This window comes from Amycolatopsis sp. NPDC059235 (genome assembly GCF_042754125.1).
GTDB lineage: Bacteria > Actinomycetota > Actinomycetes > Mycobacteriales > Pseudonocardiaceae > Amycolatopsis > Amycolatopsis albidoflava.
The window spans coordinates 14,943-36,144 of the sequence record NZ_JBHZAG010000094.1 but is presented as its reverse complement, the minus strand read 5'-3'; the positions used below and the strand labels follow the sequence as shown (position 1 = coordinate 36,144).

The 21,202-nt window shown below is 72.7% G+C and carries 19 protein-coding genes; 2 read left to right on the top strand and 17 right to left on the bottom strand.

Annotated elements, in window-relative coordinates:
* Positions 1–127 precede the first annotated feature (127 nt).
* The 4 genes from ACFXI3_RS39245 to ACFXI3_RS39230 all read right to left on the bottom strand — a co-directional run bounded on the left by ACFXI3_RS39245 (position 128) and on the right by ACFXI3_RS39230 (position 4,891).
* Positions 128–1,753, bottom strand: coding sequence for a carboxylesterase/lipase family protein (locus ACFXI3_RS39245; RefSeq protein WP_378406547.1), 1,626 nt, complete (start codon positions 1,751–1,753; stop codon positions 128–130).
* Between the two features lie 899 nt (positions 1,754–2,652).
* Positions 2,653–3,051, bottom strand: a complete 399-nt coding sequence (locus ACFXI3_RS39240; RefSeq protein ID WP_378406545.1) for a hypothetical protein — start codon at positions 3,049–3,051, stop codon at positions 2,653–2,655.
* A 264-nt stretch (positions 3,052–3,315) separates the two neighbouring features.
* A complete protein-coding gene (locus ACFXI3_RS39235) occupies positions 3,316–4,071 on the bottom strand; it encodes a GAF and ANTAR domain-containing protein (protein ID WP_378406543.1) in 756 nt (251 codons plus the stop codon).
* Between the two features lie 70 nt (positions 4,072–4,141).
* Positions 4,142–4,891, bottom strand: coding sequence for a GAF and ANTAR domain-containing protein (locus tag ACFXI3_RS39230; protein ID WP_378406541.1), 750 nt, complete (start codon positions 4,889–4,891; stop codon positions 4,142–4,144).
* A gap of 391 nt (positions 4,892–5,282) precedes the next feature.
* Here ACFXI3_RS39230 and ACFXI3_RS39225 point away from each other — a divergent pair, with 391 nt between their 5' ends.
* Positions 5,283–5,597, top strand: coding sequence for a dsRBD fold-containing protein (locus ACFXI3_RS39225; RefSeq protein WP_344272705.1), 315 nt, complete (start codon positions 5,283–5,285; stop codon positions 5,595–5,597).
* Positions 5,598–5,782: 185 nt separating this feature from the next.
* Here ACFXI3_RS39225 and ACFXI3_RS39220 read toward each other — a convergent pair whose 3' ends face one another.
* A complete protein-coding gene (locus ACFXI3_RS39220) occupies positions 5,783–7,501 on the bottom strand; it encodes a GAF domain-containing protein (RefSeq protein WP_378406539.1) in 1,719 nt (572 codons plus the stop codon).
* A 135-nt stretch (positions 7,502–7,636) separates the two neighbouring features.
* Here ACFXI3_RS39220 and ACFXI3_RS39215 point away from each other — a divergent pair, with 135 nt between their 5' ends.
* Positions 7,637–8,617: an Acg family FMN-binding oxidoreductase gene (locus ACFXI3_RS39215; RefSeq protein ID WP_378406537.1), complete on the top strand. Its 981-nt coding sequence runs from the start codon at positions 7,637–7,639 to the stop codon at positions 8,615–8,617.
* A 164-nt stretch (positions 8,618–8,781) separates the two neighbouring features.
* Here the strand turns inward: ACFXI3_RS39215 and ACFXI3_RS39210 are convergent, their stop codons facing one another.
* The 12 genes from ACFXI3_RS39210 to ACFXI3_RS39155 form a co-directional block, all read right to left on the bottom strand.
* Positions 8,782–9,432: a response regulator gene (locus ACFXI3_RS39210; RefSeq protein WP_378406535.1), complete on the bottom strand. Its 651-nt coding sequence runs from the start codon at positions 9,430–9,432 to the stop codon at positions 8,782–8,784.
* Positions 9,433–9,496: 64 nt separating this feature from the next.
* Entirely contained in the window at positions 9,497–11,212 is a 1,716-nt protein-coding gene (locus tag ACFXI3_RS39205) for a GAF domain-containing protein (protein WP_378406533.1), read from the bottom strand.
* Positions 11,213–11,645: 433 nt separating this feature from the next.
* Positions 11,646–12,530, bottom strand: a complete 885-nt coding sequence (locus ACFXI3_RS39200) for a universal stress protein (protein ID WP_378406531.1) — start codon at positions 12,528–12,530, stop codon at positions 11,646–11,648.
* A complete protein-coding gene (locus tag ACFXI3_RS39195) occupies positions 12,527–13,138 on the bottom strand; it encodes a CBS domain-containing protein (protein ID WP_344272687.1) in 612 nt (203 codons plus the stop codon). The genes ACFXI3_RS39200 and ACFXI3_RS39195 overlap by 4 nt, the downstream gene beginning before the upstream one ends.
* A gap of 70 nt (positions 13,139–13,208) precedes the next feature.
* Complete coding sequence (locus ACFXI3_RS39190) at positions 13,209–13,499, bottom strand: DUF1918 domain-containing protein (RefSeq protein ID WP_378406529.1); 291 nt, start codon at positions 13,497–13,499, stop codon at positions 13,209–13,211.
* Positions 13,500–13,758: 259 nt separating this feature from the next.
* Positions 13,759–14,565 carry a universal stress protein gene (locus ACFXI3_RS39185; RefSeq protein ID WP_378406527.1) on the bottom strand — a complete coding sequence of 269 codons (807 nt, stop codon included), beginning with the start codon at positions 14,563–14,565 and terminating at the stop codon, positions 13,759–13,761.
* Between the two features lie 598 nt (positions 14,566–15,163).
* Positions 15,164–15,832, bottom strand: coding sequence for a CBS domain-containing protein (locus ACFXI3_RS39180; protein ID WP_378406525.1), 669 nt, complete (start codon positions 15,830–15,832; stop codon positions 15,164–15,166).
* Between the two features lie 11 nt (positions 15,833–15,843).
* Positions 15,844–16,332 (bottom strand): universal stress protein, encoded by a 489-nt coding sequence (locus tag ACFXI3_RS39175; RefSeq protein WP_378406523.1) that lies wholly within the window; start codon positions 16,330–16,332, stop codon positions 15,844–15,846.
* A gap of 201 nt (positions 16,333–16,533) precedes the next feature.
* Positions 16,534–16,935 (bottom strand): Hsp20/alpha crystallin family protein, encoded by a 402-nt coding sequence (locus ACFXI3_RS39170; RefSeq protein ID WP_344272672.1) that lies wholly within the window; start codon positions 16,933–16,935, stop codon positions 16,534–16,536.
* Between the two features lie 158 nt (positions 16,936–17,093).
* Entirely contained in the window at positions 17,094–17,906 is an 813-nt protein-coding gene (locus tag ACFXI3_RS39165; protein ID WP_344272669.1) for a universal stress protein, read from the bottom strand.
* Between the two features lie 753 nt (positions 17,907–18,659).
* Positions 18,660–19,616, bottom strand: coding sequence for an IclR family transcriptional regulator (locus ACFXI3_RS39160; RefSeq protein WP_378406520.1), 957 nt, complete (start codon positions 19,614–19,616; stop codon positions 18,660–18,662).
* 846 nt (positions 19,617–20,462) lie between these two features.
* The gene (locus ACFXI3_RS39155) at positions 20,463–21,185 is read right to left on the bottom strand and encodes an HAD family hydrolase (protein ID WP_378406518.1); all 723 of its coding nucleotides are present in this window, start codon (positions 21,183–21,185) and stop codon (positions 20,463–20,465) included.
* Positions 21,186–21,202: the final 17 nt, after the last annotated feature.

Below are 21,202 nucleotides of genomic sequence, written 5' to 3'. Positions count from 1 at the left end.
GTTCACCCGGCCCGGGGGGCCGTGCGCACTGCCCCTCCGCACGTCGACGCGATCCCGCGTGGTGGGCGGGTTGGGGAGTCGGGGGGTTGGGGGTTGGGGAGCAGGTAGGGGTGCGGGGTTGGGTGGGTTAGTGGGGTTGGGTGAAGGGGGACAGTGGGTTCCAAAGGCCGTTGCAGCGGTGTTGCTTCGGGATTTCTGTTGTTGGCTGGCTGTCTCCTGCTGCGTTGAGGGACATCACGACGGGGTTGTTCTCAGTGAAGGGGTCCCATTTCGGAGTGCCGTCCACGGTGGGGTTGCCGGTGCGGGCGAAGCCGGTCCATTGGGCCAGCAGTTGGTCGGAGAGCACCTTTTGGTTGGGGGTCAGCTTCATGCCTGGCGGCGGGGTCAGCAGCATTCCCTCGGCTACGTGGTACGCGCCGTTCGGCTTGGTGGGGTCCAGGAAGAACGCGGGCGGCACGTCGGTGTCGTCCATTTCGTAGGCGAAAACCGGGATGTGCCGCGACATCCGCTCGTCGTTCAGCACCGCGGGGCAGACTGAGTTGGAGTCGGCCACGATGGTCCGGAAGGCGAGGAACGGGGCCGGGTTCGGGAATCGTTTCAGCGGATAGAGTTCGCTGACCTCCTTGGCGTGCTCGCCGTACTGCTGCGCCACCAGTTTGCGGTAGTCCTCCGGGGTCGCGGCGGACGGCAGCTGGACCTCGTCGCGGGCCACGCCGTGCATCAGCGCCACCTTGTTGACCCGGCCCTTCGCGAACGCCTCCCCCGGCGACAGCGTCAGCGTCGTCCCGTTCACGATCGGCGCGATCGTGCCGCTGTCCGGCTTCATCCCGTTGCCCGCCTGCTTCAGCAGAGCCGCCACCGGCAGCTTGCGCAGGCACGCACCGGCGTCGGCCCCGCAGCCGAGCGCTTTCGCGAACCGCGCCCCGGCCTGCTGGGCCTGCTCCTCGTCGGGCAGATCAGCCTTGCAGTCCTGCGGCTGCCACTGGATGTCCGTGCCCAGCAACGAGTTGTACTCGCCGTTCTGGCTGATGCCGCGCTGGAACAACCCCGCCGCGGTCGGCGAGACGGTGTGGTCGCAGACGCTCGACCCGCCCGCGGAAGCACCGTAAATCGTGACGTTGTGCGGATCCCCGCCGAACTTGGCGATGTTGCGCTGCACCCAGCGCAGCGCGGCCTGCTGGTCCTGCAGCCCGTAATCGCCCGCGTGCTCGCCGTACGCCGCGTGCGCCAGGAACCCGAAAATCCCGAGCCGGTAGTTGACCTCGACGCTGATCACGTGCCCCTCGGTCACGAGCCGGCTCGCGTTCTGCGCCTGCAGCAACAGGAATCCGCCGCCGTGCAGTTGCACCATCACCGGAAGCTTCCCGTGCCCGGGGTTGGCGGGCACCCGGACGTTGAGGTTCAGGCAGTCCTCGGTCTCCGAACCCGGGCCGAGGCCGGCCGGCTGCGGGCACGCGTTGCCCGGCGCGGTCGCCTCGAACGGCTTGGTCCATTTCGCCGGCCGCTGCGGCGGAGCCCAGCGCAGGTTGCCCACCGGCGGCGCGCCGAACCGGATTCCTTCCCACGACCGGACGTCCTTGCCGGCGATCCCGCACACCGGGCCGTCGTCGGTCGGCACCGTCGTGTTCGGCGAGCACGCCGGCGGCGGCGCGGCCTCGGCCCGCCCGCCCGCCACGGACGCCGAACCGGCCAGCGACGACGCCGCCAGGGCGACCGCCGCCAGCGCGACGCCTGCCTTCCCGTCAAGTCTCATCCGTCCTCCTTCGCTCCTGCCTGGCCGGGAGAACGCGGCGGCGGACGCGGGACACGACGAGCGGCATCCACGCACCGAACAGGCGGCCTGCCGGCATGGGCTCGACCTCACCGGCGGCCGTTTCCCGGCCGCCGTCGCGAGAACGCCCGCGGACCGCTCGTTCCCGCCGCACTCCAGTCTGGGCGGCGCGGGAAAAGGCACAACCTCCGTTCGGTCGCGCGGGAACTGTCAAATTCCCGGGCAGAATGGTCTTTGTCAGGGATAAGGGATACGGAATGGCCGCCGAACCGCGTCCCGTGGCCCGCTCGAGAGTTCGGTCGGCGAATGCGGTTAATCCGCGGGGCGCGGAGGGCGAAATCCGCGGGAATATGCGCGCGAAACCGGACCACGCCCGGCTTTTTGTCCGATTCGGGTCTCCCGCCCTTCGAGAGGCCCTCCGAATCGGGTCCTCCGGCCCTGCCCGCCGGGACCGGCGCGTACCTACCTTGGGCAGCACCTCGAAGACAAGTTCCGGCAAACCGAGGTGTGGCGTGTGCGCTCGGCTCGAATGGCGTCTGGTCTGCAGCTGCGTGTTCCTTTTGTGCGCGCTCGGCCCGGCATTGCCGATACGGCTGTTCGCCTGGGCACTGACCCTCGCGACCGGCGCGGTGCTGGTGTGCGCGATCCGTCCGGGAAGCGTTTTCCGCAAACCCGAACTGCGGAGAAAACTGCTCACCGCCGCCGCGGCCGGAATGCTCGGAATGCTCCTCGGCTGGCTGGTGCACGCGGGCGGGCTCGTGGCGTCCGCGGCCGGTCTCCTGATCGTCGTGCTGCTGATCAGCTGGACTGCCCGGTTCGCCGGACGCCGCACAGCGTCCGCGCGGACACTGCGAGCGGCGAACGCGCGGATCAGGCCTCGGTCAGCAGGATTGCCCGCCCGGCAAACTGCGCAGCGGACGATCGGCGGCGGCGTTCCATTGCAGCGCCGCGTTCAGTTGCCGGTCGGACAGGCGGGCCTGGCGGGCGAGTTCGGGCAGCGACGCCTGCAGGGCGGCCCGGCTCGCCTGGCACAGCAGGCCGAACCACCACTGCTCGTCGACCCAGTCGCCCCGGGCCTTCTCGACTAGCTGGGCCATGTGCTCGTCGCCGCAGGCGTAGATCAGCCGCTGGCCGTGGCCGGCGAAATCGGCGGAATCGACGCGCGAGGAATCGGGGACGAGCGCGGTCTGCAGCTTCCCCGGCGGGATCTGCTCGCCGCAGCGCTCGCACGTTTTCCTGCGCCGGGTACGGAAAACTGCTTCGGGGGACGAAAGCGACATCAGGCACTCCGGACTATCGGCACGGGTTCCATGTCGCAGATGTCAGAAAGCCAGGGGCCAGGGCACGCGGCATCTGCACTCGCCCAGGCAGGGTCCCCGTCGGCACCCTCCCGGGAAACCCACAGTAACGGCGGCTCGCGGGCCTTGCCAAGACGTCCGTCCGGGCTGTCCGCACCCCGCCGCGCCACCGGACCGGTGCACGGAGCGAGGCCGTTACGGTCATTCCGGGTGGTTTCCCGTGCGCGGCGGGTGACGACCGGAAGCTCAGTCCTCGCCGAGAACCTGTTCCGGCGGAAGTTCGCCGCGCACGACCGCCTCGGCCACCTCGCTCAGCCGTTCGTTGTGCGCGCGGCTGTAGGCGCGGAGCCGGTCGAACGCCGCGTCCATCTCCACCCCGCCGGCGTGCGCCAGCACGCCCTTCGCCTGCTCGATGACGACCCGGCTGTTCAGCGCGTGCTGCAACTGCTCGGTGAGCAGTTCCCCGCGCCGGATCGCGCGCTCCTGCAGGATCCCGATCGTCGCGATGTCCGCCAGCGCCCTGGCCACGCCGAGCGACGACCCGGCCAGCGGGCTGGGGCCGCGCCCGAACAGGTTCAGCGTGCCGATCACCTGCCTGCGCAACCGCAAGGGCAGCGCCTGCACGGACTGGAAGCCCGCCGCGGACGCCTGCCGCGCGAATCGCGGCCACCTCGCCGCCTCCGCCGAGAGGTCCTCGACGCGCACCGATTCGCAGCTGCGGTAGGCGTCCAGGCACGGCCCCTGCTCGGTCTGCAGCTGCAGCAGCTCCAGCATCCGGCTGCTCTCGTCCGACGACGCGACCACCTCGAGGCCGCCGCGCTGGTCGGCGAGCAGCAGCCCGGCGGCCGAGGCTCCGAGCAGCGAGACGCAGTACCTCGCGAGCCGGTGCAGCATGTCCGCCACGTCGTATTCGTCGACCAACGTGTCGGCCATGTCCACGAACGCGCGCAACAGCTCGTTCTCGCCGGACGACGTCACCGCGCCGGCGAACCCGTCGCTCATCGGTCTCTCTCCCTCCCATGGGCGGGCTTCCCGCGCCCAGCTCGCGCGGAATCCCGCCGTCGGACAGCTTTCATGCCTCGATCTCCCGCGGGTGCAGCCGCCGCGCGACGAGGTCTCGCGCGACGTCGTCCAGCAGCCTCCCCCGGGAATACGCGTACGCCCGCAGCCGGGCAAGTGCCTGTTCCGCGGGAATGGCGAACTCCGCGAGCACGATCCCGGTGGCCTGGTGCACCACCGCCCGGTCCCGGACCATCGCGCCGACCGCGCCGCCTGGGGTTTCCCAGGCCACGCCCGCGGTAACCACTGCCAGCAAGGCGCTGGTAACCAGGTCCGTCCCGCGCAGGATCGTCGCCAGTTCCGCCGCGGAGAGCCATCCGGGAGCCCGCCGGTAAGCGTCCATCGCGCCGAGCTTCACCGCGCCGCGCCGCAGCGGAAACGCGAATATGCCTCCGATTCCGGCCAGTCCGGCTTCAGCGCCGAACACCGGCCACGACGCGGGGAGATTCCGGGACAGATCCGGAACCAGCACCGGCCGTCCGGTCGCGAACGCTTCGAAGGACGGGCCCTCGCCCAGGCTGAACTGGAGCGTGTCCAGATGCTCGACCACCTGGTCGCTGGCCAGCACGAGCACGCGCTGGCTGCCCTCGACGATCAGCGAAACGGCGGCCCCGTCCACCGGCATCAGTTCCGCCACCGCCCCGCACACCTCGGCCAGCGGCGCGGTGACGTCGCGGCCTTCGCGCAGCGCGGCGAGCAAATTCGACAGCATGGGCGACACCGCCTCCGCGAAATCCCCGACTCCCGGCACTGCCTGATTCACCGCCTCCCGCGACTTCGGAACCAGCCGGGTTCCGCGGCAGAGCCGGACGGCTTTCCCACCCTACTCCGGGCCCGGCTTTCCGCCGAAGCGGCCTCTGCCCCGGAAGAGTCCGCAATGGACAGTCGGGCTTCCCGGGACTGGATGATCCACAGTGGACATTCGGGCTGCGCGATCCGGCGTGCGAGAACGGCCCGCAGCCGCGGACGTCCGCCGGGGCGGCGGTGACCTCCGGCCCTATCCGGGCCCGCGCACGGCGCCGCACGATCGGCCCTGGCGTCCGAGGAGGGGACACGGCTGATTCCCCGCGGCGGAATGCGAAGGCGCGCAGAGGACTTCCGGCCCTTTCCTTCCCCGGCGGGGCCTGCGACGGTGAACCCGGAACGGAGCTGACATGACCGAGACCCCGCAGCAGTGGACACTCGCCATCGCGTTCGACCGGACCGTGCACTACACCCGCGCCCGGGCGGTGCTGCGAACCGCCGACGGGGACGAGTTCGCCGGCGTTGGCCTCGCGCACAGCGCGGCCGAGGGACGCGGGCTCACCCACGTGGCCGGATATCTCGCCGCCGGACGGGCTTTGTGCGACCTCTCCCAGGAACTGCTGGAAGCGGTCGTCATCGACGTGGACGCCGAACTGAACCAGCTCAGCGCCGCGATCCCGGCGAGCCGGTCCGCCGGCCACCGGCCGGACGCGCTCCCCGCCTGAGCCGCCCGCGGATTGCCGAGCCCACGGGCGACCCCGGCCGTGCGCTGGACGCCACCGCAGACTGCCGTCACCCAGGTCAGCGCAACGGACCCCGACGCCCGGGCGCGCTTCGAGCCCGGGCCTCCGGCGGATTCCCCCGCCCGCCGGGCAAATTCCTCCGCACCTGCCGGATACCGTCCTCCGGGTCAGCGCAACGGCGCCGACCAGTCCAGCCGCACCCCGCCGCCCGGACGCGCTTCGAGCGCGAACTCCCCGCCCGCCGACTCCGCGCGCTCCCGCAGGTTCCCCAGCCCGCTCGGCGCGACGCCCTCCGGCAGCCCTTTCCCGTCGTCGGTCACCGAAATCCGCACCACCTCGTCCCGGACCGCGACCGAAACCGACAGCGCCGACGCGTCCGCGTGCCGGACCGCGTTGCTCACCGCCTCGCGCACGACCGCTTCCACGTGCTCGGCGAGCTGGGCCGGCACCGCGTCGAGCGGGCCGGCCATGCTGACCGCCGGGTGCAGCGGCGCGTCGTCGGTGAGCTCCGCGATCGCGTCGTGCAGCCGGTTCCGGAGCCGGATCTCGCCGGCCGCGCCGCCGTGCAGGTCGAAGATCGCGGTGCGGATCTCGCGCACGATCTCGTGCATCTGGTCGATGCTCTCCTGCAGCCGCCGCTGCAGCTCGGGGGTTTTCGTCCGGCGCTGCGTGCTCTGCATCGCGAGCCCGACCGCGAACAGCCGCTGGATCACGTGGTCGTGCAGGTCCCGGGCGATCCGGTCGCGGTCCGACAGCACGTCCCGCTCCCGCGCCGCCCGCTGCTGCGCCGCGAGTTGCAACGCCAGCGCGGCCTGGTCGGCGAACGACGCGAGCACCGGCAGCTGCGCCGTCTCGAACAGCGCGGATCCCGGATCCCGCAACGCGATCAGCACCCCGGAGGTGTGGTCGCCCGCGCGCAGCGGCACCACCAGCGCCGGGCCCCGGCCGCGGTCGCGCAGCAGCGCCAGTTCGGCCATCCGGCGCGGCGTCCGGTCCCGGAACACCGCGCCCGGCACCGTCCCGGCGACCGGTATCCGCAGCCCGGTCAGGTTTTCGCCGCCGCCCGCGCACACGGTGACGGTCAGCTCGGCGGGAACGGAGTCCCCGTCCTCGTCGACGTCCAGCCTGCCCGTGCCCGGCAGCGCGAGCATCGTGACGTCCGAACCGGTCAGTTCCAGCGCGCGGCCGGCGATCAGCTCCAGCGCGTCCACCGGGTCCGTGCCGCCGAGCAGTTCCGTGGTCACCTCGCTGGTCGCGCCGAGCCAGCGCTGCCGCAGCCGGGTCTGCTCGTAGAGGTGCGCGTTCTCGATCGCGATCCCGGCCGCCGCGGCCAGCGCCTGCACGATCACCTCGTCGTCGTCGGTGAACTCCGCCCCGTCTTTCTTCTCGGTGAGGTAGAGATTGCCGAACACCTCGTCGCGCACGCGGACCGGGACGCCGAGGAACGAGTGCATCGGCGGATGGTTGGCCGGGAAGCCGACCGACGCGGGATGCGCGGAGATCTCCGTCAGCCGCAACGGTTTGGCGTCGTCGATCACGAGCCCGAGCAGGCCGTGGCCTTCCGGGAGGTGCCCGATCCGCGCCCGCGTCTCGGCGTCGATGCCCAGGTACACGAACTCGGCCAGCGCGCCGTCGTCGCCGAGCACGCCCAGCGCGCCGTAGTGGGCCTCGCCGAGTTCCACCGCGGCCCGCACGATCCGGCGCAGCGTCGCGTCCAGTTCGAGCCCCGACGCGACGGCCAGCACGGCTTCGAGCAGGCCGTCCATTTTGTCCCGGGTGCCGATCAGGAGTTCGATGCGTTCCTGCAGGTCGCGCAGCGTCTCCCGCAGCCGCAGCTGCGACAGGGTTCCGGACAGCTTCCGGCTGCCCTCTCCGGTTTCCGGCATCGGACCTGCTCTCGGCGCTCGGCGTCCTCAGACAGATGACTTTCGCCCCTGTGCGCCCCCGCCCGGCGGACGCATGCTGAAGCGGAGAACCACGCACGACACAGTGTCCCGCGTTTCGCGGTCTCGGGGAGAAGGATGACCCTTCAGGTGGCGCCGTCCGGCCTGCTCAGCGCCGACCAGGTGGTGTCGGTGCTGCGCTGCGCCACGCTCGCCCCGTCCACGCACAACACCCAGCCCTGGCTGTTCAGCGTCGGCCCGGCGGGCATCGAGGTGCACGCGGACGCCGACCGCACGCTGCCCGTCGCCGACCCGGACCGGCGCGAGCTGCTGCTGTCCTGCGGTGCGGCGCTGTTCAACCTGCGCACCGCGATCCACGCGACCGGCGTCCACCCGGCCACCAGCTACTTCCCCCGGCGCGGCGATCCCGACCTGCTCGCCCTCGTGCGCCCGCGGGCCGCCGCCGCGACCGACCGCAAGCTCGCCTCCCTGGCCGAGGCCATCCCGCTGCGGCACACCAACCGCACGCCGTTCACCGCCAAACCGGTCCCCGGCGGGGCGCTGGGCGCGCTGCGGCACGCCGCGGAGGTCGAACACGCTTGGCTGCCGCGGCTCGACGAGGACCAGCTCGCCGGGCTCAAGGAGCTGATCCGCGAAAGCCACCGCCTCCAGACGCAGGATCCGGCTTTCCGGTCCGAATGGCAGCGCTGGACCGGCCGCGGACGCAACCGGCGCGACGGCGTGCCGTACGCCGCCGGAGGGGCCGTCACCGCCGACGACACCTGGGTCCTGCGCGATTACGGCGGCGGCTCGCGCGCCCCGGGCGCGGCCCCGCTGGTCGTGGTGGTCGGCACGTTCGCCGACCTGGCGATCGACCGGCTCCGCGCGGGACAGGCCATGCAGCGCGTCCTGCTCACCGCGACCGCCCGCGGAATCGACGCCTCGTTCATCTCCCAGCCGGTCGAAGTGCCCGCGATCCGCGCCCGGCTCCGCGATCTGCTCGGCGGCGGGCTCTGGCCGCAGATCGTGCTCCGCCTCGGCTACGGCGCCCCGGTGCCCCGGACGCCGCGCCGCGCGCTGGAGGACGTGCTCGTGACTCCGTCCCCGCTCAGCGTCTGACCGTCCGGCCGACGCGGACGGCCGGGCAGTGCTGTCGGCTGGGGGTTCTCCGAACCAGCGATTGACTCCGGCCGCCGGCCCCACCTCGACCACGGCGTCTCTCCTGTCGCGAACACCCCGCCGCACACCGAAAAACTCTCGCGTTCTCCCTCGCCGCTCAACGGCTAGCCCGGCCGATGCGGGCGGCCGCGCAGTTCCGTCGCGAGCACCGCCGCCTGCGTGCGCCGTTCCATGCCCAGCTTCGTCAGCAGCCGCGACACGTAGTTCTTCACCGTTTTCTCCGCCAGGAACATCCGCTCGGAGATCTGCCGGTTCGTCAACCCCTCGCCGATCAACGCCAGCAGCGTGCGTTCCTGTTCGGACAGCTGCGACAACGGCCCCCGCTGTTTTTCCGCGCTGTCGCGCAGTTTCGCCATCAGCGCGGCCGCCGCGTGCGCGTCCAGCAGGGATTTCCCCGCGCCGACGTCCCGGACCGCCGAGATCAGGTCGATGCCCTTGATGTCCTTGATCACGTACCCGGCGGCGCCGGCGAGCACCGCGTCGAGCATCGCCTGTTCGTCGGTGTAGGAGGTGAGCATCAGGCATTTCAGGTCCGGCGACTGCGTCCGCAGCTCGCGGGCCAGTTCGATGCCGTTGCCGTCGGGCAGGCGCACGTCGAGCACCGCGACGTCCGGGCGCAGCGCCGGAATCCGCGCCAGCGCCTGCGAAACGTCGCCTGCCTGGCCGACCACGGCGATCTCCGGGTCCTCCTCCAGCAGGTCGGCGACCCCGCGCCGGACCACCTCGTGATCGTCCACCAGGAATACCCGCAGCATCGGTCCTTCTCCCACCTTGGGTTCGTGCGTCGAGAGTACGGCGCTCCGGCGCTTCCGGAAGTCGTCAATCCTCCGGCGGCGGCGGGGTTTTCACCGGCACGGACCAGCTCAGCCGGGAACCGCCTGCCACGGTCAGCGTCCCGCCGCGGCGGCTCGCCTGTTCGGCGAGCGCGGCCAGCCCGGGCGCGGCGGCCACCGCGAGGTCGCCCGCGCCCTCGTACCGGACGGTCACCGTCGTCCGCTCCGCTTCCGCCTGGATCTCGACCTCCACCGATTCGGCCGAAGTGTGCCGGGAGACCAGCCGCAGCGCGTCGGCGAGCAGCGGCACCACGACGTCCGAGGGCACCGGATCGAGCTTCCCGGTCAGCTGCGTGGACACCGCCAGCCCCAGCTCCTCGCGCGCCTGCGCGAGCACCCGCAGCACCTGGTCGCGGATCGGCTCCGGTCCGGGCGGAAGGACGTCGTCCAGCCGGAAAACGGTCTGCTGCACGTGATTGATCACGTCGTCGAGGTCGGCGATCGTCGCGCGCAGCCGGGCCGCGACCACCGCCGATTTGGCGAGCCCGGCCGTGGTCTGCAGCGACAATCCGGTGGAGTAGAGCCGGTTCAGGATCTCGCTGTGCAGCCGCGCCGCGATCCGGTCGCGTTCGTCGTGCAGCGCGGCGTCCTCGCGTTCGGCCCGCGCCTGCGCCAGTTCGAGCGCCACCGCCGCCTGGTCGGCGAACCAGGCGGCGATCTCCAGGTCGTCGGAGGTGAACGCCGGGCGGCCGGCCAGCCGGGAGACGGTCAGCACCCCGGCCACCTTCCCGTTCCCGGCGAGCGGCACCAGCATCACCGAATCGAGGTTCAGGCTCAGCACGGAGGGCACCGACAGCCGCGACAGCTCGTCCGGCCACGAACCGATTCTCGGCTCGCCGCTGGCGAAAACCGTGCCGGCCACAGTGGACTCGGTGAGCAATTCCCGGCCGGCCAGCTGCTCCGCGCCCGCCCCGACCGCGCGTTCGACGAAGAGGTAGCCCTCCCGCTCCGCCGGGCGGGTCACCGAAACCAGGTCCGCGGACGCGAGCGCCCGCGCGTAGTCCACGACGCGGCCCAGCGGATCGCCGAGGTCCGCCGACAGCAGTTCCCGGGTGACCGCCGCGGACGCGCGCAGCCACTCCTGCTGGTTCCGCGCGGTCTCGTACAGCCGGGCGTTCTCGATCGCGCTGCCCGCCGCCGCGGCGAGCGCGAGCGCCAGCTGTTCGTCCTCCTCGCTGAATCGGCCGTGCCGCGCCTCGGCGAGATAGAGGTCGCCGAAAACCTCGCCGCGCACCCGCACCGGGACGCCGAGGAAGCTCGTCATCGGCGGATGTCCCTCGGGGAACCCGGTCGAGCGGGGATCGTCCTGCAACCGGTCCAGCCGTACCGGACGCGGGTCCTCGACGACCGCGCCGAGCAGGCCCTTGCCTTCGGGCAGCCTGCCGATCCGCGCGACCGCCTCGGCGTCCATCCCGGTGTGCACGAATTCGGACAGCCGCCCGTCCGGCCCGATCACCCCCAGCGCCGCGTACCGGGCGCCGACCAGTTCGCACGCCGCCTCCACGAGCCGGCGCAGCAGCGCGGGCAGCGCGAGGCTGCCGGTGATGGACTGGGTCGCGCGCAGCAGCCCGCGGAGCCTGCCCTGGGTGCTGATGACCTCCTGGGCGCGCTCCACCAGCTCGCCGAGGAGCTGGTCCAGTTCCATCCTCGGCTGATCGGGGAACGTCAGCCTCGCTTGTTCGGGTGTGTCCCGCTGGTTCACCCCGGCTCCCGCCCGTCCGGCGCTGCCGTCCGGTCCGCGCGGCGCCACTGGAATTCAGTCTTGCGGCTCGCGCGAGCGGCCGTCAAGCGCGCGAAAAGGGGCCGGCGGCGATTTTCGGCGCTGCACGGGAAAACGGGCGTGCCGGGTTCTCTCCCGGCCGGGAAATCACGCCGGGAACTGTCGCGGCCGCACCCGGCCCGGCCGCCGCGATTGCCTTGGCCGAGCGGCGGAAGCGGGCGCGTCCGGCGGTGCGCGGCAAGGCCGAACGGAGTGGTTGCCCTGCCCCGGATCCGCGCCGCGAACGGCGGCGGAATGGTTCTTCCGGCGGAAATCCCGATCTTCGGACCGGTCCGGCGGAATTGCCGTTGCGCCGTCCGGGCATTCCCGCTGATGCCGCGATTGTTGTCATTTCGCCAGCTGTCGGCGCGGCCGGTCAGCGGCGTGCCTCCGGCCGGACCACGAGGACCGGGCACGAGGCGTGGTGGATCAGCGCCTGGCTGGTCGACCCCAGCTGCATCCCGGCGAACCCGCCGCGGCCGCGGCTGCCGACGACCATCAGCTGGGCCCGCTCGGACTCGTCGAGCAGCACCTGGCGCGGCCGGTCGCGGACCAGTTTCCGGCGCACCTCGACGTCGGGGTACTTCTCCTGCCAGCCGTCGAGGCGGTGCGCGAGCAGCCGTTCCTCGACCGGCTGGCGGCGGGTCTCCCGCTCGGGGACCGGACGCGCGGTGCGCTCGATCGCGTCGCACACGACGTCGGCCCAGGCGTGCACCGCGACCAGCGGGACCCGCCGGAAGCTGGCCTCCTCGAACGCCGCCGCGATCGCCGCCTCGCTGTTCGGGCTGGTGTCGACGCCGACCGCGACCGGCCCGTCGAGCGGAACCGGGCCGTCGCCGCGGCGGCCCCGGACCACCGCGACCGGGCAGCCGGCGTTGCTCACGACGGCCGCGGTCGCCGCGCCGGCCAGCATGCCGGTGAACCCGTCGGTCCCGGTGCGGCCGAGCACGACCATCCGGGCCTCCCGGGACCGGTCGATCAGCAGGGCGGGCGCGGAATCGGTGTAGACCTCGTTGCGGACGCGGAGCGCGTCGGCCGCCAGGTCCTCCCCCGCAGGCGCGAGGAGCCCGCCGTCGGCGGGCGCGTCCTCGAAAAGCGGTCCGGGCCCGGCGAATCCGGCGGGCACCGCGGTCTGCAGGCAGTGCACGAGCTCCAGCTCGAGGTCGCGGCCCGCGGCGAGCCGGGCGGCCCACCGGACCGCTTCGGCCGCGCCGTCCCATCCGCCGATCCCGACGAGCACCGTGCGGTTCCGGCCGGTCATCTTCCCGTCCCGTCGCCGGCCGGGTCCGCCGCCACCACGCCGGGCACCGCGAGCGCCAGCAGCTTCGCGACGTCGCGGTCGGCTTCCTCGTCGTAACGATCGGTGATGCGCACGATCCCTTCGTGCACCTCGACTTTCCAGCGTCCGGTCCCGCCGTAGACCTCGAGCCGGTGCCGCACGTCCGCGGCGATCGCGGTGTCGGCGCGGGCGAGCACGCGGACCACGTCGCCGCGCGTCACGATGCCGACCACCCGGGAGCCCTCGACGACGATGGGCATCGCCTGGCTCTTCGCGTCCACCAGCTCCCGGCAGACGTCGGCGAGGTCGGCTCCGGGCGGCATCCCGGCGGCGGGCGAGGTCATCACCGCGCCGACGGTCGTCTCGATCGCGCCCGGGTGGTACGGACGGCGCCGGGACGCCCGCGGCTGTCCCGGGGCCCGGTCGCGGCCCAGCTCGGCCTGGGTGACGATGCCGACGAGCCGCCCGTCGTCGTCCACCACCGGCAGCGCGGGGAAGCCGCGTTCGGCCAGCAGCTCGGCAGCCTCGTCGGCGGAAGTCCACGGACGCACCGTCTCCGCGGGCGAGGTCATCAGATCGCGTGCGCGCATCAGACCCGTCCTTTCCCTGGTACTGGCTCGAAACTAGGCGACCGGCCGGACCGGGCACGCCGGTCCGGAGTCACCGGCGCGAAGGACCAACGTCCTCAGTGCCGCGCCGGGGACGGTTCCCGGCGCGGCGGGAACGCGGGCCCGCTCCGCCGTTCGGCGCAGGGGCGTTCCGTTCGGCCTCGGTGAGCACGACGGCGTCCGGGCCGGGGTAGATCGTCGAGACGTAGCCGCCGAGGAACCAGCGGACCGTGAACGGCGGGCCGCCGTCCGGGGTCCCGACCGCGACGACGCGGCCGTGCCGGTCCGGGAACTCCGCCCGGCCGCTCTTCACCACCAGCCAGTCGCCGGGCTGTGCGCGCATCGCTCCTCCTCGGTTCCGGACGGACAGTTCCGCCGCGACAACGCCATCCGCGGCCAGCGCGAGCGCGGATCGTGACTCCGCCGCCCACCGCCGGCTCCTTCCGGTTGCCGGCGCAGTCGCTCAGCAACTCGCGCGGCCGGAGCCCGGCGGACCAGCAGGTCCACCGGAACGCCGCAGAGCCGGTCGGCCAGCATGCGGGCGCGATGCTCGCGAGGTCGAGTCATGATGTCCCGGGCGCGCAAGGCTTTCCCCCGTTTGCTCACCGGAGCGTCCCGCGCACGACCGCGACCGGGCACGCCGCGTGTGCGAGCAGCCGGTTCCCGGTGGACCCGAGCAGCCCGCCCGTGACCGGTCCCCGGCCGCGGCTGCCGATCACGACCAGCTGCGCGCCCTCGACCGCCAGCAGCGCGCGCCCCGGAGAACGTTCCCGCACCGCCCGGATCCGCACCGCGACCTCCGGGTATTTGTCCGCCCACGCGGTAGTGCACTCCCGCAGCGCGCGGTCCTCCTCGGCAGCCCGGCCCGGCCGGTCGGACCGCCAGGCATGCACCGCGACGAGCGGCACCTGCCTGTTCGCCGCGGCCTCGAAGGCGAATTCCCCGACGCGCTCGTCGGCGTCCACCCCGACCACGACCGCCCCGCCCGCCGCCGCGCGCCCGCGCACGACGACCACCGGGCAGTACGCGCAGGCCGCCGTCCGCAACGCGACCGAGCCGATCGCCGCCCCGCGCAACCCGCCGAGCCCGTGCGAACCCAGCACCACCAGCGACACCGAGCGCGACCTTTCGACAAGCAGGTCGACGGCGAGCCCGGGCCGAGCGACCGGCTGAGTCGCCACCCCCGGCGCCGCCTCCTCGGCGACCTGCGCGGCGCGGCTCAGCCACCGGTGCGCGCGGGCGAACCGCTCGCGAGCCTCCTGGTCCGCGGCCGCGGTTCCGGCTTGGAACAGCTGAAGCAGACAGCCGCGGCGCACCGCTTCGACGGCCGCCCAGCGGACCGCCGCGAGCGAAGCCTCCGGCTCGTCGACCCCGACCAGCACCGCGCCGCCGGGCTTCTTCCGGGACACCGCCGCCTCCCCTTCCCGCCGCCGGTTCCGGCAGTCGCGTCCACGGTGGCCCACCCGGGCGGACTCCGTCAGGGGCCGAAGTCCCTTCCCACAGGGACGAAAGCGCATCTCCGGCGGGGCGATGAGGGGTGGCCGGGTCTTTCGGCCGGGGCCGAACTCGGGGCCGCAGGTGCGGGCGGGACGGTGCCGAAGGTCCGCGGGGCCGCTCCACGGTGGACGGATTCCGGCGGCTGGCGGATGGGGTCGCGGGTCGCCGCCCGCATGGCACGCTGCCGGACTTTCCAGCCAGGAATCGTGCCCAGCGGGCATCCGACGACCGGAGCCGCATCGATCCACTGTGGACAGCTTCCGGCGGCGCCACGGCCGCACAACCGACGCGGAGGGCGACCGGCCCAGTGCCACAAGGCAGGCGCCCGCCGACCGGTATCGATTCATTCCACTGTGGATGGACGTGGACGCGGATCGCCGCCGTGCCCGTCTTCCGGCCCTCGCTCCCCTGCCCGACCCGGCGGCCAAAGCGTCGCCCCGGCACGGGCAGCGGCCACCGTCCGAAAAGGACAGCGGCCGCTCTTCCCGCCGGGCGACGGGGAACCGGGAGTCACCCGGGCGCTCTGCCCGCGGCCGATTCGTCGGACAGGACGATCCGCGCGTCCACTCCCACCCGCAAATGCTCCTTCACCGCCACCACGCCGTCCACGCGGCCGACCAGCGCCAGCATCACCGGGATCACCGGGACGACGCTGCGGCGCTCGACCGTGCCGGTGAGCGACACGACGCCGTCGCGCACCGCGATGTCCAGCGACGCCGGGTCGAGGCACAGCTCCCGGTCCAGGACCTCGTCGCGCACCTCGTCGCGGATCTCGTCGTCCGGCCGCAGGAACAGCCTGCCGAGGTCGCCGCGCGTGACGATGCCGGCCAGGGCGCGGTCGCCGCCGAGCACGGGCAGGCGGTGCACCCGGCTGGCGTTCATCCGCCGGACCGCGCACACGACGTCGTCGTCCGCCCGGACGGTCACCGGCGGCGTCGACATCACCTCGGCCACCGCACCGGGCTTGCGCCGGACGAGGCGTCCGAAGCAGCGGGACTGCCGCCTCGACAGATCGCCGCGCGTGACGAAGCCGAGAACCCGGCCGTCCTCGCCGGCCACCGGCGCGCCGCCCACGCCCCGTCGCTCCAGCACGGCGACGGCGGCTTCGAGGCGCATCCCCGGCTCGACCGCGGCGACGTCGGCCGTCATCACCGCGCGGACCTGGCGGGTTCTCTTCATCTCGGGGCTCCTCACAGCAAGGGATCGGGGCGAGCGTCCGGCAGCGGCCCGCGTTCTTCGGCCGAGCGGGCCGGGACGATGACCACCGGGCAGTACGCCTGCCGCAGGCAGTACTCGGAAACCGAGCCGACGAGCAGGTGCAGCACCCGGCTGTGCCCGTGGCTGCCCAGCACGAGCATCGCCGCGCCCGCGGACGCCCGGACGAGCGCCGGACCGGGTGCGCCGTCGACGGCGGCGGTCCGCACCCGGGCCAGATCCGCGCCGGGGCACGCCTTGGCGACCGTCTCGTCCAGTTCGTGCCGGTACCGGGACGCGATCTCTTCGTGCGAGCGGGAGACTGCCGATTCCAGGTCCGCGAGCAGGTCGAAGGTCCAGGCGCGCAGGACCGCGACCGCCCGGCCGCTCGCCGCCGCTTCGGCGAGCGCCCACCGCACCGCGGCCGCGCTGCCTGGCGAGCCGTCGGCGCCGACGACGATCTCGCGCTCGTCAGCGGCGGTCATGGTCCGCTCCTCACGTCCGGCCAATCCACGCCGCCTGCCGAGCCGTCAACGCCAGCGACGATCACGAGCAGCTCCTCACATCCGGCCGACCCGCGCCGCCCGCCGAACCGTCAACGCCAGCGACGATCACGAGCAGCTCCTCACGTCCGACCAGCCCGAAAGCGGCCGACCGTCCACAGTGGACCAAGCGCTGCCGCGGCCCTACTCGACCTCGATCTTGATCTGCTTCTCGTGCGCCTGCCCGGCCAGCGGCATGGAGATCTCGAGGATCCCGTCGGCGTAGCGTGCGGCCACCTCCGCCGTCACCGCCCCGGCGGGCAGGTGGACCGTGCGGCTGAATCTGCCGTAGGAGAATTCGCTGCGGCCGTCGAGGTGCTTGCGTTCCTCGCGGTCCGCCTCGACGGTCAGCATCCCGTCGTGCGTCGTCACGGAAATGTGCTTCTCCGGGTCGAACCCCGGCAGTTCGGCGCGGACGGTGTAGGTCCGGCCGTCGGTGGACTCCTCGATGCGCACCGGGTTGTGGTCGGCGAACGGCCACGGCCGGTCGAGCCAGGCGGCGATGTTCGGCAGCGCCATCCGGGAACCGGGCAACAGTGACGTCATTGCGCACTCCTCTCTCGGGAACGGTGTCGCCCCTTCAGGAAACCGCTTCCGCCCGCCGCCGCGACGCGGCCGGACTGCCCGAAGCCGAAGGCCGAAAGTCACCGAACTGGCAGGTTCCGACCGGAAACCCCGGGCCGACCGTCCACTGAGGACTCAAGTCAGCGGGCCACCGCCACCGGGCACGCCGCGTGCGCCAGCAGCCAATACCCCGTCGAGCCGAGCAGCCCGCCCGCCACCGGGCCGCGCGCCCGCGCCCCCGCGACGATCAGCTGCGCACCAGCGGAAATCCCGGACAGCGCCCGCGCCGCCGAGCGCACCCGCACGACATGCACGCGCACCGGCACGACCGGATGCTTGCGAGACCACGCGGCCACCTGCTCGCGCAATCCGGCTTCCCGGCCGGGGCGGCCGTCGTGCCACGCGTGCACCGCCTCGAGCCCGGCTCCGCGCGAAACAGCCGCGTCGAAGGCGAACGCGAGCGCGCGCTCGCCGCCGTCGGAGTCGTCGAGGCCGACCACCACCGGCCCGTCCGCCACCGCGCTGCCGCGGATCACCACCACCGGGCAGCGCGCGGACGCGGCCGCCCGCAGCGCCACCGACCCGATCGCCCCGCCGCGCGCCCCGCCGAGCCCGTGCGCGCCCAGCACGAGCAGCCCGGCTTCGTCGGACAGCGCGGCCAGCAGTTCGGCCGCGGTCCCGAGCCGCACGCACATCCGCACCGGAACCGCGGGCGCGGCCTGCCGGGCGGTTTCCGCCGCCTGCCGCAGCAACCGGCGGGCGGGTTCCATCAGGAGTTCGGCGTCGCCCGGCGGTTTCCCGTGCGGCAGCAGGTCCGGGTCGTCGCACAGCTCGGCGTGGAACACCACGAGCCCGGTGCCGCGCCGTCCGGCCTCGACCGCCGCCCAGCGGACCGCCGCGAGCGCGGCCGTGGACCCGTCGACCCCGGCGACCACCGGCCGGCTCACCGCCATCGCTCCTGGTTCTCCTCGCTCCCGCGCCGTTCTCCGGCTCGCCGGCAGAGCGCGGCACCGTGCTTGCCGCGTTCGGCGGGCCGGCCGCGGGCAGCCCCCGACGACGGGGCCCTCCGCTTCTCGTCCATCACATGCCTCCTCCGGCCGGTCACTGGTCGTCCAGCGGCCGACGCTAGGCCGCCGCGGCCCGGCCCCACTGCGGGCGGACGTCCGCGGCGCGAGAGTCTTTGGTCCCAGTGCGAAAGGCGCTGCGGCCCTTCGCACGCGTTCGGCGAGCGGGTTGTGGCTCCGCCCGCTGGCACGGCCTGCGCCGATCAGCGGACGGAACGCCGGAAACCGTTCCGGCACAACGGAATCTCCTCGCTTGCCCCGCCATCCAGCGGACACCTCACCGCCTCGCGCGACGGCACGGTCTGCGCCGACCAGCCGACGTCGCGCCGAAAGCCTAGGCGCGGCAGCGCAATTCCGTCCCGCTCCCCCGCCCCGCGTCCAGCTGACATCCAGCCGAAAACCAGTCCGGCGCGAACACACCGTGCCGCCGCCGATCAGGACATCTCGCCGAAAGCCCCTGCTGTGCCGCACCACCCGCCGCGCCGGGGTTTCGCAGCAGCGGGTGCGGCGTCGACGGCGCGCAGGGTTCCTTGCTACCGGCGGACCTGGCGCGGGGTACTGAGGTCCGTGAAGGGCCCCTTGAGGGAATCAGATTCCCTCAAGGGGCCCTTCACGGACATTGGCGGGGAGCCGGCACCGCGGCTATTCCACCGGACGGCCGGGTTTCGCGCTCCGCCAGTCGGCCGCCACCGTTTCGCGGAGGATTCGCTGCGCCGCCATCCGGGTCGCCTGCAGCGACGAATGCGCTTCCCGCGAATTGAACACCCGGCGCGGGGCCGCCACGCTCAGCGCGGCCACCGCCGTCCCGGTCACGTTGAAGACCGGTACCGCCGCGGCGAGCAGCGCGCCGGGGACGCGCGGGTTGAACGACACCTCGCGCCGCCGGATCTCGCGCAGTTCCGTGCTCAGCCACGCCGGGAGCCCACCGCCGTTCTCGTCCTCGCCGCGGTAGCCGGCGAACACCGCGAACCGCGCGGCGAGGCCGGGATCGAACGCCATCAGCACTCTTCCCGCCGCGCTCCCGGCGAGCTGCGAATCGTTTTCTATCCGTTCGGCGACCGAACAGTATCCGCTGCTGTAGATCAAATGCACGAAATCGACGATATTGCCGCTGGCCACGCCGAGGCCGACCAGATATCCGGTGCGCCAGTGGATATCGATCAGCGAAGGGAGAATGCCTCTTCGCAGGCGCTGCAGTTCCTGGGTCGAACCGGGTCTCGCGAGCCGGCAGACCGCTTCCCCGTGCCGGTAATGGTATCCGGCCCGCACGACCATTCCGTATCCCTGCATCTCGGCCAGCAGCCGGTGCACCGTGCTTTTCGGAAGGCGGGTCGACCGCGAGATCTCGCTCAGCGTTTCGATCCCGCCGGAATCGCGAATGGCGCTCAATATCGAAAGCGCCCGGGGAATCGGCCTGCGCGGCACCACCTGCGTGCAAGCCCACCGAGTGTCTTCGTCGCTCATAGTCACGACCGCAACCTCCACCGAATCCACAAATTCCCTCGTGCGCGCGCCGTCCGGTTCGCCGGGAACCTCGCCCCGCACGCCCTCGGCGCTGTCGCGCGACCGCTGCCCCGCGGTCTCGACGCCGTCTTCCACCCCCGGGCGGCACCGCGCCTCGCTGCCGCCCAGTCTCGTTCCGCCACCCGCTTCTTTCCTGATGCAGTCCTGTTCCCGCGCCGGACGCCTGCGCTTTTATGCTTGCTCAGGAGCGTGTCCGGCACAACCGCACGCACCCGTTCACTGAAACAGATCGCCCCAGTGGCGCAGCGCGTTGGCCTGCTCGCCTCGCCGTGCGATGAGTCCGCGCCCGGAAGCGGACACAACCAGTCACCCTGGGTAGCCGAAGAGTCATCGCACGCCGCAGTGCTCGCAGGCCGTGACAATTGCGCACTCCACTGCTTTTCGTCCGGCGGAGAACCTCGGCGGAACGTCCCCGAAATCCGGCGGGCAATTCGACCGGGACCGAGAATATTCCGGGCACTACCGCGTTTCCGCCGCGCGCGTCATCGGACGCCGGGCGGCGCCGCCGTCGCTTCGGCCCGACCCCCGCGGTCGGCGGGCGGATCCGGCTCCGAAGCGACGATCGACCACGCCGGCCACGGCGGCGGGGTTGGTGCCGCCCGTGCCGACAGCGGGAGAATCAGCGGGCGCCGTCTCCGGTCGCCGCCGCGCCTCCGCCGAAAGACCATACCAGCACCCAGTCGACGGCGAGCGACCAATCGAGGACGCAGAGCAATGTTCCGGCCCACGGGACAGGGCCTTGACTTTCCGGCGGCGAACCGCGAACCGCTGCCACGACGCCCACCGGAACCCGCGGCTCGATTTCCCCCGCTCGCTACGTTTTCCAGAGCAATAGCCTTGGAACACAACGCGATCCGCATACCAGAACGCGAATCCGCAGCGGGCGCACCAGCTTCCCGCCACCCGGGGCACCCGCGCCGGTCACGCCGCTTCCGCTCCGGCGACCACTCGCTCGCACACCCGCAGGATCGTCCGCCGGTCGGCCGCGTGCCAGGGCTGCCCGGCGGAAAGCCGCCGCAGTTCCGCGTCCGGCTCGAAGGCCACCGCCTTGCCGACGCACCGGAACATCTCCGCGTCCGAGGCGGAATTCCCGATCGCGAGGAAGTTCTCCGCGCCGAATCCGGCCGCTTCGGACAGGCACCGCACGAACGCGAGTTTGCCGCCCGCCGCGCCGGGCGCCGACAGAAGACGCCCGGTGAACCTGCCGTCGGCCACCTCCACGACGGCGCCGTGCCCGCCGGACAGCCGCAGGTCGATCGCCGCCTCCTGCACCGGGAAATCGTGATTGCCCGACAGCAGATGGACGCGGTACCCGCTCGCCCGCAGCAGCGAAAGCAGTTCCGGGACAAAGGAAAACAGCTTGCCCCGGCTCGCCCGCCAGGTTTTCTCCGCGGCGAACCGGGCCCGCGGGACCGAAGCCCCTTTCATCGCGAGCGCGTACAGCCGGTAGATCTCGTCCATCAGCCCGGGCGGCGCTTTCTCCTCGGCGGCGAACCGGTCGATCGCCTCCAGGCAGGACAGCCCCGCTTGCCGGTCGCAGGTGCCGTCGTCGAGCAGAACCCGCAGATAATGCCGCGAGGTGTGCCCGGGAAGAAGAGTGCCGTCCAAGTCCAGAATGGCGTATTTCGTCGCGCAGCAGTTCATCAGTCACCCTGATCCGT